The 12,585-nt window shown below is 73.5% G+C and carries 15 protein-coding genes; 6 read left to right on the forward strand and 9 right to left on the reverse strand.

The features are described 5' to 3' along the window. The first annotated feature begins 14 nt into the window (after positions 1-14). Positions 15-1,307, forward strand: a complete 1,293-nt coding sequence (paaK, locus tag ABZ861_RS29830; protein WP_361636588.1) for a phenylacetate--CoA ligase PaaK — start codon at positions 15-17, stop codon at positions 1,305-1,307. Positions 1,308-1,337: 30 nt separating this feature from the next. On the opposite strand, the gene ABZ861_RS29835 is transcribed toward paaK, so the two are convergent. The 4 genes from ABZ861_RS29835 to ABZ861_RS29850 all read right to left on the reverse strand — a co-directional run bounded on the left by ABZ861_RS29835 (position 1,338) and on the right by ABZ861_RS29850 (position 5,467). Next, a complete protein-coding gene (locus ABZ861_RS29835) occupies positions 1,338-2,822 on the reverse strand; it encodes an acyl-CoA synthetase (protein WP_361636591.1) in 1,485 nt (494 codons plus the stop codon). Between the two features lie 194 nt (positions 2,823-3,016). Further along, positions 3,017-3,208, reverse strand: coding sequence for a DUF2795 domain-containing protein (locus ABZ861_RS29840; RefSeq protein ID WP_361636593.1), 192 nt, complete (start codon positions 3,206-3,208; stop codon positions 3,017-3,019). Positions 3,209-3,396: 188 nt separating this feature from the next. Further along, the gene (locus ABZ861_RS29845; protein ID WP_361636596.1) at positions 3,397-4,959 is read right to left on the reverse strand and encodes an NAD(P)/FAD-dependent oxidoreductase; all 1,563 of its coding nucleotides are present in this window, start codon (positions 4,957-4,959) and stop codon (positions 3,397-3,399) included. Between the two features lie 91 nt (positions 4,960-5,050). Then, entirely contained in the window at positions 5,051-5,467 is a 417-nt protein-coding gene (locus tag ABZ861_RS29850) for a ferredoxin (RefSeq protein WP_361636598.1), read from the reverse strand. Between the two features lie 91 nt (positions 5,468-5,558). Between ABZ861_RS29850 and ABZ861_RS29855 the strand changes: the two genes are divergently transcribed. Together ABZ861_RS29855 and ABZ861_RS29860 are read left to right on the forward strand one after the other, a co-directional pair. Next, positions 5,559-5,963: a ChaB family protein gene (locus ABZ861_RS29855; RefSeq protein ID WP_361636601.1), complete on the forward strand. Its 405-nt coding sequence runs from the start codon at positions 5,559-5,561 to the stop codon at positions 5,961-5,963. Between the two features lie 77 nt (positions 5,964-6,040). Continuing rightward, entirely contained in the window at positions 6,041-6,427 is a 387-nt protein-coding gene (locus ABZ861_RS29860; protein WP_361636604.1) for a DUF6479 family protein, read from the forward strand. Positions 6,428-6,514: 87 nt separating this feature from the next. Here the strand turns inward: ABZ861_RS29860 and ABZ861_RS29865 are convergent, their stop codons facing one another. The 4 genes from ABZ861_RS29865 to ABZ861_RS29880 all read right to left on the reverse strand — a co-directional run bounded on the left by ABZ861_RS29865 (position 6,515) and on the right by ABZ861_RS29880 (position 9,534). Next, positions 6,515-6,964 carry a hypothetical protein gene (locus tag ABZ861_RS29865; RefSeq protein WP_361636607.1) on the reverse strand — a complete coding sequence of 150 codons (450 nt, stop codon included), beginning with the start codon at positions 6,962-6,964 and terminating at the stop codon, positions 6,515-6,517. A gap of 59 nt (positions 6,965-7,023) precedes the next feature. After that, the gene (locus ABZ861_RS29870) at positions 7,024-7,515 is read right to left on the reverse strand and encodes an SHOCT domain-containing protein (protein ID WP_361636610.1); all 492 of its coding nucleotides are present in this window, start codon (positions 7,513-7,515) and stop codon (positions 7,024-7,026) included. A 172-nt stretch (positions 7,516-7,687) separates the two neighbouring features. Next, positions 7,688-8,389, reverse strand: coding sequence for an HdeD family acid-resistance protein (locus ABZ861_RS29875; protein WP_361636612.1), 702 nt, complete (start codon positions 8,387-8,389; stop codon positions 7,688-7,690). A gap of 239 nt (positions 8,390-8,628) precedes the next feature. Next, positions 8,629-9,534: a DUF1918 domain-containing protein gene (locus ABZ861_RS29880; protein ID WP_361636614.1), complete on the reverse strand. Its 906-nt coding sequence runs from the start codon at positions 9,532-9,534 to the stop codon at positions 8,629-8,631. A 283-nt stretch (positions 9,535-9,817) separates the two neighbouring features. On the opposite strand from ABZ861_RS29880, the gene ABZ861_RS29885 reads away from it, so the two are divergent. Next, a complete protein-coding gene (locus tag ABZ861_RS29885; protein ID WP_361636617.1) occupies positions 9,818-10,804 on the forward strand; it encodes an SDR family NAD(P)-dependent oxidoreductase in 987 nt (328 codons plus the stop codon). A 116-nt stretch (positions 10,805-10,920) separates the two neighbouring features. Continuing rightward, a complete protein-coding gene (locus ABZ861_RS29890; protein ID WP_361636619.1) occupies positions 10,921-11,373 on the forward strand; it encodes an SRPBCC family protein in 453 nt (150 codons plus the stop codon). A gap of 166 nt (positions 11,374-11,539) precedes the next feature. On the opposite strand, the gene ABZ861_RS29895 is transcribed toward ABZ861_RS29890, so the two are convergent. Next, positions 11,540-11,953, reverse strand: a complete 414-nt coding sequence (locus ABZ861_RS29895; RefSeq protein ID WP_361636622.1) for an SRPBCC family protein — start codon at positions 11,951-11,953, stop codon at positions 11,540-11,542. A gap of 220 nt (positions 11,954-12,173) precedes the next feature. On the opposite strand from ABZ861_RS29895, the gene ABZ861_RS29900 reads away from it, so the two are divergent. Beyond that, a complete protein-coding gene (locus ABZ861_RS29900; RefSeq protein WP_361636624.1) occupies positions 12,174-12,551 on the forward strand; it encodes a WhiB family transcriptional regulator in 378 nt (125 codons plus the stop codon). Positions 12,552-12,585 lie beyond the last annotated feature (34 nt).

Below are 12,585 nucleotides of genomic sequence, written 5' to 3' on the forward strand. Positions count from 1 at the left end.
AAGGGAGGGTCCCGGTGGCGGAGGCGACGGAGCTGCTCGACGCGGGGGAACGGCTGGACGCTCAGAGCCTGCGAGCGCTGCAACTGGAGCGGCTGCGCTCCACCCTGCGGCGCGTCTACGACCGCGTGCCCTTCTACCGGGAGTCCTTCGACAAGGCGGGAGTGCGCCCCGACGACTGCCGCTCGCTCGCCGACCTCGCCCGCTTCCCGTTCACCGGCAAGGCGGACCTGCGCGAGCACTACCCGTACGGGATGCTCGCGGTGCCGCGCGAGGAGGTCCGCCGCATCCACGCCTCCAGCGGCACCACCGGCCGCCCCACCGTCGTCGGCTACACCGACGGCGACCTGTCGGTGTGGGCGGACGTCGTGGCCCGCTCGCTGCGCGCGGCGGGCGCCCGGCCCGGCGACGTCGTGCACGTCGCCTACGGCTACGGGCTGTTCACCGGCGGCCTCGGCGCCCACTACGGCGCCGAACGGCTCGGCTGCACGGTGGTGCCCGCCTCGGGCGGCATGACGGCACGTCAGGTGCGGCTGATCCAGGACCTGAAGCCCCGGGTCATCATGGTCACGCCGTCGTACATGCTCGCGCTGCTCGACGAGTTCGAGCGCCAGGGCGTCGATCCGCGCTCCACCTCGCTGCGGGTCGGCGTGTTCGGGGCGGAGCCGTGGACCGAGCGGATGCGGCAGGAGATCGAGGAGCGGTTCGGGATCGACGCGGTCGACGTCTACGGGCTGTCGGAGGTGATGGGCCCCGGAGTGGCGCAGGAGTGCGTGGAGACCAAGGACGGCCTGCACGTCTGGGAGGACCACTTCTACCCGGAGATCGTCGATCCGCTCACCGGCGAGGTGCTGCCGGAGGGCGAGGAGGGCGAGCTGGTGTTCACCTCGCTCACCAAGGAGGCGATGCCGGTGGTCCGTTACCGCACCCGGGACCTGACCAGGCTGCTGCCGGGCACGGCGCGGGTGTTCCGCAGGATGGGGAAGATCACCGGCCGCAGCGACGACATGGTGATCCTGCGCGGGGTGAACCTCTTCCCCACCCAGATCGAGGAGATCGTCCTGCGCACCCCGGGCGTGGCGCCGCACTTCCAGCTCCGGCTGACCCGCGTGGACCGCCTCGACGCGCTCACCGTCCTCGCCGAGGCCCGTCCGGGCGCCGGCCCCGAGGTCCGGGAGGCCGCCGCGCGGTCCATCGCCGCCGCGGTCAAGGACGGTATCGGAGTGTCGGTGGCGGTGGAGATCGTCGCACCGGAGTCGCTGGAGCGGTCGGTGGGCAAGATCAGGCGGATCGTGGACCTGCGGTCCTGACGGGGCGCCGGACCGCCGGGGCGGGCCGGGTCACCGGTCCCGCAGCTCCCGTTTCAGGATCTTGCCGCTGGCGTTGCGCGGCAGCGCCTCCACGAAGACCACCCGCTTGGGCGCCTTGAAGGGGGCCAGGCGCTGCCGGACGTGGGCGATCAGCTCGGCCTCGGCGACCTCTGAGCGCGGCACGACGAACGCCGTGACGGCTTCGATCCACCGTTCGTCGGGCAGGCCGACCACGGCCGCCTCCGCCACCTCGGGATGCGCGTAGAGCGCGTCCTCCACCTGGCGCGAGGCGACCAGCACGCCACCGGAGTTGATGACGTCCTTCACGCGGTCGACGATCGTGTGGTACCCCTGCGGGTCGCGCACGGCGAGGTCCCCGGAGCGGAACCAGCCGTCGCGGAACGCCTCGGCGGTCTCCTCGGGCTTGTCCCAGTAGCCCTCGCACAACTGCGGGGAGCGGTAGACGATCTCGCCGCAGGCGCCGTCGGGGACGTCCTGACCGTCCTCGCCGACCACCCGGGCGTCCACGAACAGCACCGGCCGCCCGCAGGAGTCCATCCGGCCCTTGTGCTCGTCCGGTCCCAGCACCATGGCGAGCGGGCCGATCTCGCTCTGGCCGAAGCAGTTGTAGAAGGCGAGTCCGGGCAGCCGGGCGCGCAGCCGCTCCAGCACGGGCGACGGCATGACCGAGGCGCCGTAGTACGCCTTGCGCAGCCCGCCGAGGTCCCGCGCGGCGAAGTCCGGGCGGTCGGCCAAAGCGATCCACACCGTGGGCGGAGCGAACAGGCTGTCGGCGCGTCCGGCCTCGATCAGGTCCAGGAGGCGGTCGCCGTCGGGGGCGTCCAGGATGACGTTCGTCGCGCCGACGGCGAGGTAAGGCAGCAGGAACACGTGCATCTGCGCCGAGTGGTACAGCGGCAGCGCGTGCACCGGGCGGTCCCCCGCGCTCAGGTTCAGCGCGGCGATCGCGCTCATGTACTCGTGGACCAGCGCCCGGTGGGTCATCATCGCGCCCTTGGGCAGGGCGGTGGTGCCCGAGGTGTACAGCAGTTGCGCCAGATCCGCGCCGTCCGGCTCGGGACCGTCGTAGGGCGCCGTGGACGGCAGCCGGGCGAGCAGCGAGTCGTCGGCGTCGCGCAGCGGCAACGAGACGGCGTCGCCCGGCAGTCGACCGGCGAGGTCCGGGTCGGCGAGCACGAGCGCACAGCCGGACTGGCCGACGACGTAGGCGAGGTCGTCCCCGGTGAGGTGCTGGTTCACCGGCACGTGCACCAGGCCGGCGCGGGCGCAGGCGAGGAACGCGATGAGATAGGCGTCGGAGTTGTGCCCGTAGGCGCCTACGCGGTCTCCGGGGGCGAGGCCCCGCGCGCGCAGGAGGGCCGCCGCGCGGGAGACGGCGTCGTCGAGTTCGGCGTAGGTCCAGGCGCGTGCGCCGTACTCGACGGCGGTCCGCGCGGGCGTGCGCCGGGCGCTGCGCCGCAGGACGTCGTCCACCGTGCTGCCGTGTCCCGTCATGGGACCCGATCCTCGGCTGGGCCGCGGGGGAGGTCAAGCGTGCGGACCCGGCGCGTGCCCGCGACGCGCCTGCCCCCGCGGAGCGGACCGCGGCCACGGCGGCGGTCCGCTCCGCGGGCGGAGCCGCGGTCGCGCCAGAGGGGAGGCCGCTGCGGGCCTCCCCTCCGTCACGCCGTCACTCGTTCATGTCGCCGTCACTCGTTGAAGACGGCCTTCTGCACCTCGTTGGGGCCGTCGAAGTGGTCCTGCTTCAGGCCGTGCAGACGCTTGACGATCTTGTCGTCCGCGTGGTTCTCGCGGGCGCGGTCCACCAGGTGCTTGCGGTCCGTGGGGTAGTCCGTGCCGCTGAGGGCCTTCTGGAGGTCGATCGGGCTGAGATCGGCCATGGGAGCCTCCCGTGGGGGTGCGGCCGCCGCGAGGCGGCCGGGACGTACGGCGTACTGCGGACATTCCGCACCTTCGGGGTGCCCCGTCACGGGAAGGACATGCGGCCGAACTGTCCCGTTCACCCCCCTTTTCCCGTGCGCCCCTCCGCCCCCTGCTCCCCCTGCGCCCCTTAGTCTCCCTAATCCCCCTAATCCCCCTCCAGCACCGCCATGGCCGCGTTGTGGCCGGGCACCCCGCTGACTCCGCCGCCGCGCACCGCGCCCGCGCCGCACAGCAGCACGTTGCCGAGCCGGGTCTCCACGCCCCAGCGTCCGGCGCCCGGCTGGGCGTAGGGCCAGCTCAGCGCCCGGTGGAAGATGTTCCCGCCGGGCAGCCGCAGGTCGCGCTCGAGGTCCAGGGGGGTCTTGGCCTCGATGCAGGGCCGGCCGTCGGCGTCGGCGGCCAGGCAGTCGGCGAGCGGTTCGGCGAGGTGGGCGTCGAGCTGGGCGAGGGTCGACTTCAGCAGTTCGTCGCGGACGGCGTCGTTGTCACGGGTGAAGAGCCGGGCGGGGGTGTGCAGGCCGAACAGGGTGAGCGTCTGCCAGCCGCGCTCGGCGAGGCCGGGGCCGAGGATGCTGGGGTCGGTCAGGGAGTGGCAGTAGATCTCCGACGGCGGCGCGGCGGGCAGCTCGCCCGCCGCGGCCTGGGCGTGCGCGGCGGCGAGCTGCCGGTAGCCCTCGGCGATGTGGAAGGTGCCGGCGAAGGCCTCGCGCGGGTCGACGGAGGAGTCGCGCAGCCTGGGAAGCCGCTTGAGCAGCATGTTGACCTTGAGCTGGGCGCCCTCGGCGGGCGCCGGCGGCGCCTCCCCCAGCAGCGCGGCGAGGGCCTGCGGGGAGGCGTTCACCAGGACGTGCCGGGCGCCCACGGCGCCCTCGCCGTCCCGGGTCCGGTAGGCGACCTCGGCGCTCCGGCCGTCGGCGGCGACGCTCACCGCCTCGTGCCCGGTGGCGAGGACCGCGCCCGCGGACCGCGCGGCGTCCGCGAGCGCGTCGGTCAGGGCGCCCATGCCGCCGACCGGGACGTCCCAGGCGCCGGTGCCGCCGCCGATCACGTGGTAGAGAAAGCAGCGGTTCTGCGCCAGGGACGAGTCGTGGGCGTCGGCGAAGGTGCCGATGAGGGCGTCGGTGAGGACCACGCCGCGCACCAGGTCGTCGTCGAAGAAGTCCTCGACGGCGGCGCCGATCGGCTCCTCGAAGAGCATGCGCCAGGCGTCCGCGTCGCCGACGCGCCGACGCAGCTCCTCCCGGTCGGGCAGCGGTTCGGTGAGCGTGGGGAAGACGTGCCGGGCGACGCGGCCGGTCATGTCGTAGAAGCGCTGCCAGGCGGTCCATTCGCGGTCCGAACCGGTCAGCCGGGCGAAGGCCGCCCGGGTGCGCTCCGCGCCGCCTCCCACGAGCAGCCCGGTGGGCCGCCCGTCCCGCTCGACGGGCGTGTACGAGGAGATGGAGCGCGAGCGCAGCCGCACGGTCAGGCCCAGGTCCCGCACGATCTTCGCGGGCAGCAGGCTGACCAGGTACGAGTACCGGGACAGCCGGGCGTCGACCCCGGTGAACGGGCGGGTGGAGACGGCCGCGCCGCCGGTGTGCCCCAGCCGCTCGAGGACCAGCACCGAGCGGCCGGCCCGAGCGAGATAGGCGGCGGCGACCAGACCGTTGTGCCCGCCGCCGACGATCACGACGTCGTAGGTGCCTCGTGCCTCGTGTGCGCTCATGGCTCTTGGTAGCACGGAGTGATCCACAGGGGCCAGGGGTCTCCGGGCGTGCGCCCTACGGCGCCCGTCCCCGCGCCCGTCCCCGCGGCCGTCATCGCAGGATCGCGATGAACTCCTGGCACGCCTTGGCGCAGGTGCGGCAGGCGTCCGCGGTCTGCTCGGCGCCGGGATGGCGGTCGAAGACGTGCGCGCTGTCCAGGCACACGCTGACGCACCATTCGAGCTGGACGCGGAGCGCGGCCTCGTCCTGGCTGTTCTGCTCCGAGAGCATCCGGCACGTCGCGTCGCAGACCTCGGCGCACATGATCCCTCTGCGGCGCAGCAGCTCCTGCTCCTCGCTCCCGCCGGGATCCACCAGGCTCGCGCGCAGGGCGGCGGCCCGCGCGCACTCCGTACACGCCTGCGCACAGGCGAATCGATCCTCCAGGAACTGGATGAGCTCCTGTTGCGAAGCCGTCGATGATGTCGTAGTCACCTCGATCGGGTAGCCGGTGTCCACACCCGCCAAACCCAGCGCTCCCAAGGGCCGCGGCCGTTTTCCCCTCGCCGCGCCGGGCACTCGTCGGCCCACGGGGCGACGCGCGACGGAGGTGGGGCACGTGCCCGGACGACAGGAGCTGCCGTCGACGCTCGAGCGCTCCGCGCAGGACGCCCAGCGCACCTGGATCAAGGCCCACGACTCGGCGGTGGAGCAGTACGGCGAGGGCGAGCGCGCGCACCGGGTGGCGTACGGCGCGCTCAAGCACAAGTTCGAGAAGGCAGGCGATCACTGGGAGCGGAAGGAGGGCGGCCGCATGGGGCCCTCCGACCCGCTGGCGGCGCACCCCCGCGACCAGGGCGGGCGCAGCGGCGAGGGCGTCGACGACAAGGCGTCCAAGGAGCACCTGTACGGCATCGCGAGGCGGCTCGGCGTCGCGGGCCGCTCGCAGATGTCGAAAAGCGAGCTGCTCGCGGAGATCCGCAAGGCCAACCGCGCGAAGACCCGGCAGGCGCGGTCCGGTTGAGCGGGGGCGCGCCGCACCGCGCGCGCAGGCTCGGCGCTCGGCGGGTTCATCGCGGCGCCCGGGGGTACTCACGGTCCATGATGATCGCATCACGCACCGTTTTGTCTTCGCCGGACGTCGCCGCTGCCAAGGGAGCCGCGATCGGCGTCTGGCCGTTCGTCCTCGGCTTGCTCCTCGTGGCGCTGCTGATCGGCGCCTTCTGGCTGGGCTCGCGCATCCGCCGCCGGGAGTCCGCGCCGCCGCGGCCGGAGGAGCAGCCCCGTCTGCCGGAGTCAGGCCCGGTCGGCGACGTGCTGGAGCGGCGCGAGCCCGACGAGGTGCCGACCGACGGCGACCGTCTGCGGCCGCACGACCTGAACGCGCACGGCAACCTGGGGTCCCGTACCAGCCCCTCGCAGGCCCGTCCCCGCTGGGACGAGGGCAGCAGCGGTTCGTTCGGCAGCGGCGGCCCCGGCGGTCACTGATCGCACGCGGCCACACGTGGGACGCGCTGACGCGGCCGGAGGCGGGTGTGGACGCCTCCGGCCGCGTCGGCTCGCGCGGAGAGAGGGTCAGGGTGCGGGCGGACGGGTCGTGGCGGCGTCGGCGCCCTCGGGGCGCCGGGCCACGCACAGGGCCCAGATGATGAACCCGGAGATGGCGATCGTCACCACCGACCAGATCGGCGAGTACGGCAGCGACAGGAAGTTCGCCAGGATGAGGAAGGCCGCGATGGCCACGCCCGTGACGCGGGCCCACATCGCCGTCTGGAACAGCCCGAGGCTGACGATCACAGCGAGCACGCCGAGGATCAGGTGAATCCAGCCCCAGCCGGTGAGGTTGAACCGGAAGACATACCTCGGCGTCGACACGAACACGTCGTCCGCCGCGATGCCCATGATGCCGCGGAAGACGTCGAGCACTCCGGCGATCATCAGCATGACGGCGGCGAAGGCGGTCAGCCCGGTGGCCCAGGCCTGCTTCGCGGTGTGCGCGGGGGCGGTGGTACGGGTCGTCGTCATCTTCTGCCTCGTTTCGTCTCGGGCGAGGTCGGGTGCGGGAGCGTGGCCGGCGGACGCGCTCAGCGGGGGCCGGGGGCGGAGCCGACGGGAGCGTCCGGCACGGCGGTGGCGGACGTGACCTGCCCGGCGGGAGCGTCCCCGTTCAGGACCATCTCCTTGGCGCGCGCGAACTCCGCGTCCGTGATGTCACCGCGAGAGCGCAGCTCGGACAGCCGGGCGAGTGCGTCGACGCCGCCGGCGCCGCGGCCGCCCGCCGTCTGGCGGATGTAGTCGTCGACGGCCTTCTGGTGCGCTCGGGCCTGGGCCGTCTCTCGGCGGCTCATGCCGCGGCCGCGGGCGATGACGTAGGCCAGCACGCCGACGAACGGCAGCACGATGCAGAACACCAGCCAGCCGGCCTTGGCCCAGCCGCTCGTCTCCTCGTCGCGGAAGACGTCGAGGACGACCCGGAAGAGCAGGACGAACCACATCACCCACAGGAAGAACCACAGCATCGTCCAGAAGGCGCTCAGCAGCGGATAGTCGTAGGCGAGATACGTCTGGGCGCTCATGTCTCTCCTCCGTTCCGGGCCCGCGCCGGGCAGGCCGGTCTGTGCCGGTCTCAGCGTGCGCACGGCGGCGGGGGGGCGGCCTCACCCGGGGCGGGTGAGCCTGCCGGGCGGCGGACGGCATACGCGGACGGCGTGCGCAGCGGCCCGCGCTGCGCGTCCGGCGGTACGCGGCTCAGCGCGCGGCGGAGGGCGTGCCGTGCGGCCGTCCGGGGCGCCCCGCGCGCAGCGTGGACCGCCGTGCGAGGGCGAGGCCCGTCTCCGCCAGGCCGAGCAGGACGAGCCACAGGCCGAGCAGCCGGGTCAGGACGAGAGCCGACCGCGCGGGCAGCGCGAGCACCACGATTCCGGCGACGACGCCGAGCGCCGCCGCTCCGAGGACGAAGCCGCGCCGGGGCAGCTCTCGGAAGGCGAGGGCCGTGTAGGCGGTCAGCATGCCGGACACCAGCCAGACGGCGCCGACGATCACGGAGAGCGCGGCGACGGTCTGCAACGGGTGCCGCAGACACAGCACTCCGGCGAGGACGGACAGCGCCGAGACGAGCAGCGGCGCCAGCCGTTCGCCGTGCCCGGCCCGGGAGAAGGCGGCGACGAACCGCAGCGCGCCCGCTGCCAGCAGGTACAGCCCGACGACGACCGCCAGGACGTTCAGGGTCTCGTGCGGCCAGACCAGCACGATGATCCCCGGGACCAGGGTCGCCAGCGCCGAGGTCAGGATCCAGGTCCAGGAGTCGCCGAGCCGTCCCAGCAGGTCGGCGGGGTCGTCACCGGTCCCGGAGGCGCTGTGGGCGCCGGGGATGCCAGGGGCGCGGCGAGCGTTTCCGGCGGGCTCCGGTTCCGGACCGCCGTGTGCTGACGGACCAGGCGACTCGGTCATGGCTCCTCCTGGCGATGTCGGGGGGGGCGCGGAATCGGCCGCGGGACGCGCCCGCTCGCGCAGGCGCGAGCGGGCGGCGGGCCGGTCAGCGCCCGGAGCGCCGGTGAGGGGCGTCGGCCCGTCGGCCACGCTGGCGCACGTCGGCCACGCTGGCGCACGTCGGCCACGCTGGCGCACGTCGGGGGCTTGCGGCTCACCCTTGACGGGTGATCCGCCGCCCCCGTGACTCCCGCGGTTCCTCACAGCCCGGCGGGCATGATGCGGCGCCCCGTCAGCCGTACCGGGCGGATCCTCACCCACAGCGTGTGCGGGTCGCCCGCGCTGGGCGCGGAGTGGAAGCGTTCGTCCAGCAGACGCCGCGTCTCGGGATCGGTGACCGCCTCGGCCCGGCCGACGGCGAGCACGCTCCAGCCCCGGCTCATCTCCTCGTCGACGTGGTCGACCTCGAAGGCGACCTCCGCGCCGACGGCCGCGGCCGGGCCGCTGTCGGTCGCGGTGCGGAAGACGACGGCGTCGTCCAGCATGTCGTACTCGACCGCGAACACCGCGGGACCGTCCGCCGTGTTGAGCGCCACGCGGCCGACGTCACGGGTGGACAGCGCCGCCCTGCACGCCTCGGGGCCCAGATCCCGCAGATGCGGGTGAAGCAGTTCGCGCCCGGGTCCGGGAGGCGGTCCGGCGCCGGCGCCGCGGAGCCTGTCGAGGGTCGTGCCGAGGGCGTCGGCCAGGCGCAGCAGGGTCCCCAGGCTCGGGTCGGACGGCCGCGCCTCCAGACAGGCCAGGTACTGCGGCGACATCCGGGCGCGTCGAGCCGTCTCGCCGAGGCTGAGCCCTCTGCGGCGGCGCAGGGCGCTGACGCGCCGCCCGAGGTCGTCGGGCTGCGTCGCGGCGTCGGCGGCGCGCGAGTCGGCGCCGGCCGCAAGGGGTTCGGCCGCCGCGGCGGTGGGCGGCGCCTCGTCGCCGGGGTGGCGTACGCGGGCGTCCGGTCCGGGGAACACCAAGGTGATCTCGCCGGTGTCCGACCAGCGCACGTCGTACGGAGGGGTTCCGTCGTCGTGGTGAAGGCCGATGATCTCGCCGTCGCGCCGGACGGATCCCGCGACCGGGCTTTCGACGACCAGCCGATCACCGAGCTGAGCGTGCATGGCACCGCCTTCCTGTGCGGTTCCGCTGGCAGAGCACCAGATCCGCCGCCCTGCCGTGGGTTCGACGACCCCACGACGTGCGGCGTCGACTGCCGGGTACCACAGAACGCTTCGCGCCAAAATGCCCGCCTCTGAGGACCGCTCGGTGCGGCGGTCTCGTCGGGGACGGCCCGGGAGACCGGCGGACGCCGTGACGGCAGAGGCCGCGACGCGGGTGCCGAGCCGAAGGGCCATTGTGCGCGGCCGGGGTGTGGCGGGCGGCAGCGTGGATACTTCGTCCGGCATGAGTGTGTCGTCTGTCATCGATACCGTGCTGGACCGCTCGATCGTCCTGGGCTACGGCTGGCCGGGACTGTTCGTGCGCCGCCTCCTGCCGGGCTGGCCCGCCGGACCCCAGCGCATGGACGGCAAGGTCGTCCTCGTCACCGGCGCCGGCTCCGGGATCGGGCTGGCCGCCGCGGTCGGCTTCGCGCGGCTGGGAGCCTCGGTCCGGGTCCTCGGCCGCACCGAGCACCGCGCGGAGGAGGCCGCCACCCTGACCCGGGAACGCGCGGGCGCCACCGCCGACGTACGGCCCGTGGTGTGCGACGTCAGCAGTCTGACCGCCCTGCGGGAGTTCGCCGACCGCTTCCGGCGGCAGGAGGAGCGGCTCGACGTCCTGGTCAACAACGCCGGCGTGATGCCCGACGAGCGGGAGGAGAGCGCGGACGGCGTGGAACTCACCTTCGCCACCCACGTGCTCGCCCCCTGGGTGCTGATCGAGGAGCTGACGCCCCTCCTGGAGCGCAGCGCCCCCTCGCTGGTCGTCAACGTCACCTCCGGCGGCCAGTACGGCCAGCAGCTCCCGGCCGGGGACCCGGAGTCCCGGCAGACCTCCTACAGCCCGAAGAAGATCTACGCCCGGACCAAACGCGCCCAGGTCGTCCTCACCGAGCAGTGGGCCGACCGCCTGCGCGATCGCGGCGTCCACGTCCACTCGATGCACCCCGGCTGGGCGGACACCAAGGGCGTGCGCCAGTGGATGCCCGTCTTCCGGGCGCTGAGCCGCCCGATCATCCGCACTTCCGCCGAAGGCGCCGACACCATCGTGTGGCTCGGCTCCGCTCCCGAAGCGGTCCGCAGCACCGGCCTGTTCTGGCACGACCGCCGACCCCGCCCCACGACCTACGCCGTGGGCGCCGAGGCGGACGCCCCGGAGACGCGCGAGGAGCTGTGGCAGTACGTGGCGGCGCTCGCGGGCGACGAGGACGAGCCGACCCCGCTCCTGTAACGCCCCTGGTGTGTCACAGGCGGCGTCGTCGATCGGGAAGCGGATCCACGCTTAGCCGGCCCCGGACTTGGAACCCGTCAGTGAAACACCCTCAAGAGACGACGAGGTGCCGACTCATGTCGCAGGTCGAAGAATCCATCGAGGTCCACGTCCCCGTGAACGCCGCGTACAACCAGTGGACCCAGTTCGAGGACTTCCCCCAGTTCATGGACGGCGTCGAGCGCATCGAGCAGCGCTCCGACACTCTCACCCACTGGACGACGAAGGTCGCCGGAGTGGGACGGGAGTTCGACGCGGAGATCACCGAGCAGATCCCCGACGAGCGGGTCGCCTGGGCCAGCATCAGCGGCGACGCACGCCAGGCCGGTGTCGTCACGTTCCACTACATCGACGACAACACCACCAAGATCATGCTTCAGCTCGACTACGACCCCGAAGGCATGACCGAGACCATCGGCGACAAGCTCGGTTTCGTCAAGCGCCAGGTGCACGGCGATCTGAGGCGGTTCAAGGACTTCATCGAGTCCCGCGGCGGCTCCGAGACCGGCGCGTGGCGCGGCGAGATCTGACCCGCACACGTGCTCACCGCGGCCGCTCCGGCGAGCGGTCGCGGTGAACGCGAAGAGGTCGCGGTGAGCACGAAGAGGTCGCGGTGAGCGCAAAGAGCGGCGGTCGGCCGGATTCCGAGAATCCGGCCGACCGCCGCCCGGTGTGTGCGGTCCGCTGACGCCGCGGTCAGCTCTCGCGGGTCTCCACCGCGCGCTTGATGCCGCTGAGGGCTTCCTCGAGGCCGACGTCGACGTGCTCGCCTTCCGCGTGCTCCGTGTGCAGCTCCACGGTCAGGCGGCAGGTGTCCGGGCTCTGACCGTCCTGCACGTGCAGCTCGCCCCGGTAGTCGTGCGGGCCGGGCGCGCCCCACTCCAGGATCCTGTCGTCCTGGTGCACGTGAATCCACGCCTCGCCCGTCACGTCGTGCTCCGGGGCGTCGGGGGGATCGATGCGCGCGGTCACCTCGACCTTGTCGCCGCCTTCCGGGCGCGCGGACTTCAGCCGCGGCAGATAGGAGGGGAGATGCTTCACGTCGGACAGGTAGGTGAAGAGCCGCTCCGGCGGCACGTCCACGATGATGCTGTCGCTGTAGTCACCCATAGCCAAGGGAGTCCCCGAGACATTCCATGACCAAACGCACCGGATCAGGGCGCCGTTCGGGGCCGCCGCCGAGGGGCGCCGGACCGGGTCGGACCCCGGGCCACGGCTGGTGAGGACGGCGGCGGGGCTTTTACGATGGGATGGACCTCTGCCGGGGCTGCGGCGGCGCTCGCCGCAGTCGCCGACCGGGCCTGCGTGGTCCGCCGCTGCGGAGGTCGCCGTGACCAGTTCGTCCCAGCCTCAGCGGGCGCTTTCCGACTGGCGTGATCAGGCCGCTTGCGTCGGAGAGGACCCCGACATCTTCTTTCCGCTCGCCGACTCCGTCGCCCCGGGCGCGGAAACCGCTCTGGCCCGCTCCATCTGCCGTCGGTGTCCCGTCCTGCTCGCCTGCCGGACCTGGGCGATCGAACGCGGCGAGGACGAGGGCATCTGGGGCGCCACCACGGCGGCGCAGCGCAGGGCCATCCGGCGCGCGGCGGCGGAGAGGGGATCCCCCTTTCCCGCCCCGGCCAGGATCGGTCCGGACGCGCGCGACCGGTCTCGCGAGGAGGGGGCCGCCCGCGCGGCCGAGGCCCGTTCGACGGCCGCCGAGAGGTGATCGTCGGCGCCGCCCGCGGAGTCCCGTCGTCCCG

Origin of the sequence: Streptomyces sp. NPDC046985 (assembly GCF_040644415.1) — a bacterium.
In the GTDB taxonomy this organism is placed as follows: Bacteria; Actinomycetota; Actinomycetes; order Streptomycetales; family Streptomycetaceae; genus Streptomyces.

What these genes read in the sequence shown, in the direction of transcription:
- ABZ861_RS29835 (WP_361636591.1), bottom strand. Translation starts at nt 2,822, where the DNA reads ATGACGGGACACGGCAGCACGGTGGACGACGTCCTGCGGCGCAGCGCC.
- ABZ861_RS29840 (WP_361636593.1), bottom strand. Translation starts at nt 3,208, where the DNA reads ATGGCCGATCTCAGCCCGATCGACCTCCAGAAGGCCCTCAGCGGCACG.
- ABZ861_RS29845 (WP_361636596.1), bottom strand. Translation starts at nt 4,959, where the DNA reads ATGAGCGCACACGAGGCACGAGGCACCTACGACGTCGTGATCGTCGGC.
- ABZ861_RS29860 (WP_361636604.1), top strand. Translation starts at nt 6,041, where the DNA reads ATGATGATCGCATCACGCACCGTTTTGTCTTCGCCGGACGTCGCCGCT.
- ABZ861_RS29865 (WP_361636607.1), bottom strand. Translation starts at nt 6,964, where the DNA reads ATGACGACGACCCGTACCACCGCCCCCGCGCACACCGCGAAGCAGGCC.
- ABZ861_RS29870 (WP_361636610.1), bottom strand. Translation starts at nt 7,515, where the DNA reads ATGAGCGCCCAGACGTATCTCGCCTACGACTATCCGCTGCTGAGCGCC.
- ABZ861_RS29875 (WP_361636612.1), bottom strand. Translation starts at nt 8,389, where the DNA reads ATGACCGAGTCGCCTGGTCCGTCAGCACACGGCGGTCCGGAACCGGAG.
- ABZ861_RS29880 (WP_361636614.1), bottom strand. Translation starts at nt 9,534, where the DNA reads ATGCACGCTCAGCTCGGTGATCGGCTGGTCGTCGAAAGCCCGGTCGCG.
- ABZ861_RS29885 (WP_361636617.1), top strand. Translation starts at nt 9,818, where the DNA reads ATGAGTGTGTCGTCTGTCATCGATACCGTGCTGGACCGCTCGATCGTC.
- ABZ861_RS29890 (WP_361636619.1), top strand. Translation starts at nt 10,921, where the DNA reads ATGTCGCAGGTCGAAGAATCCATCGAGGTCCACGTCCCCGTGAACGCC.
- ABZ861_RS29895 (WP_361636622.1), bottom strand. Translation starts at nt 11,953, where the DNA reads ATGGGTGACTACAGCGACAGCATCATCGTGGACGTGCCGCCGGAGCGG.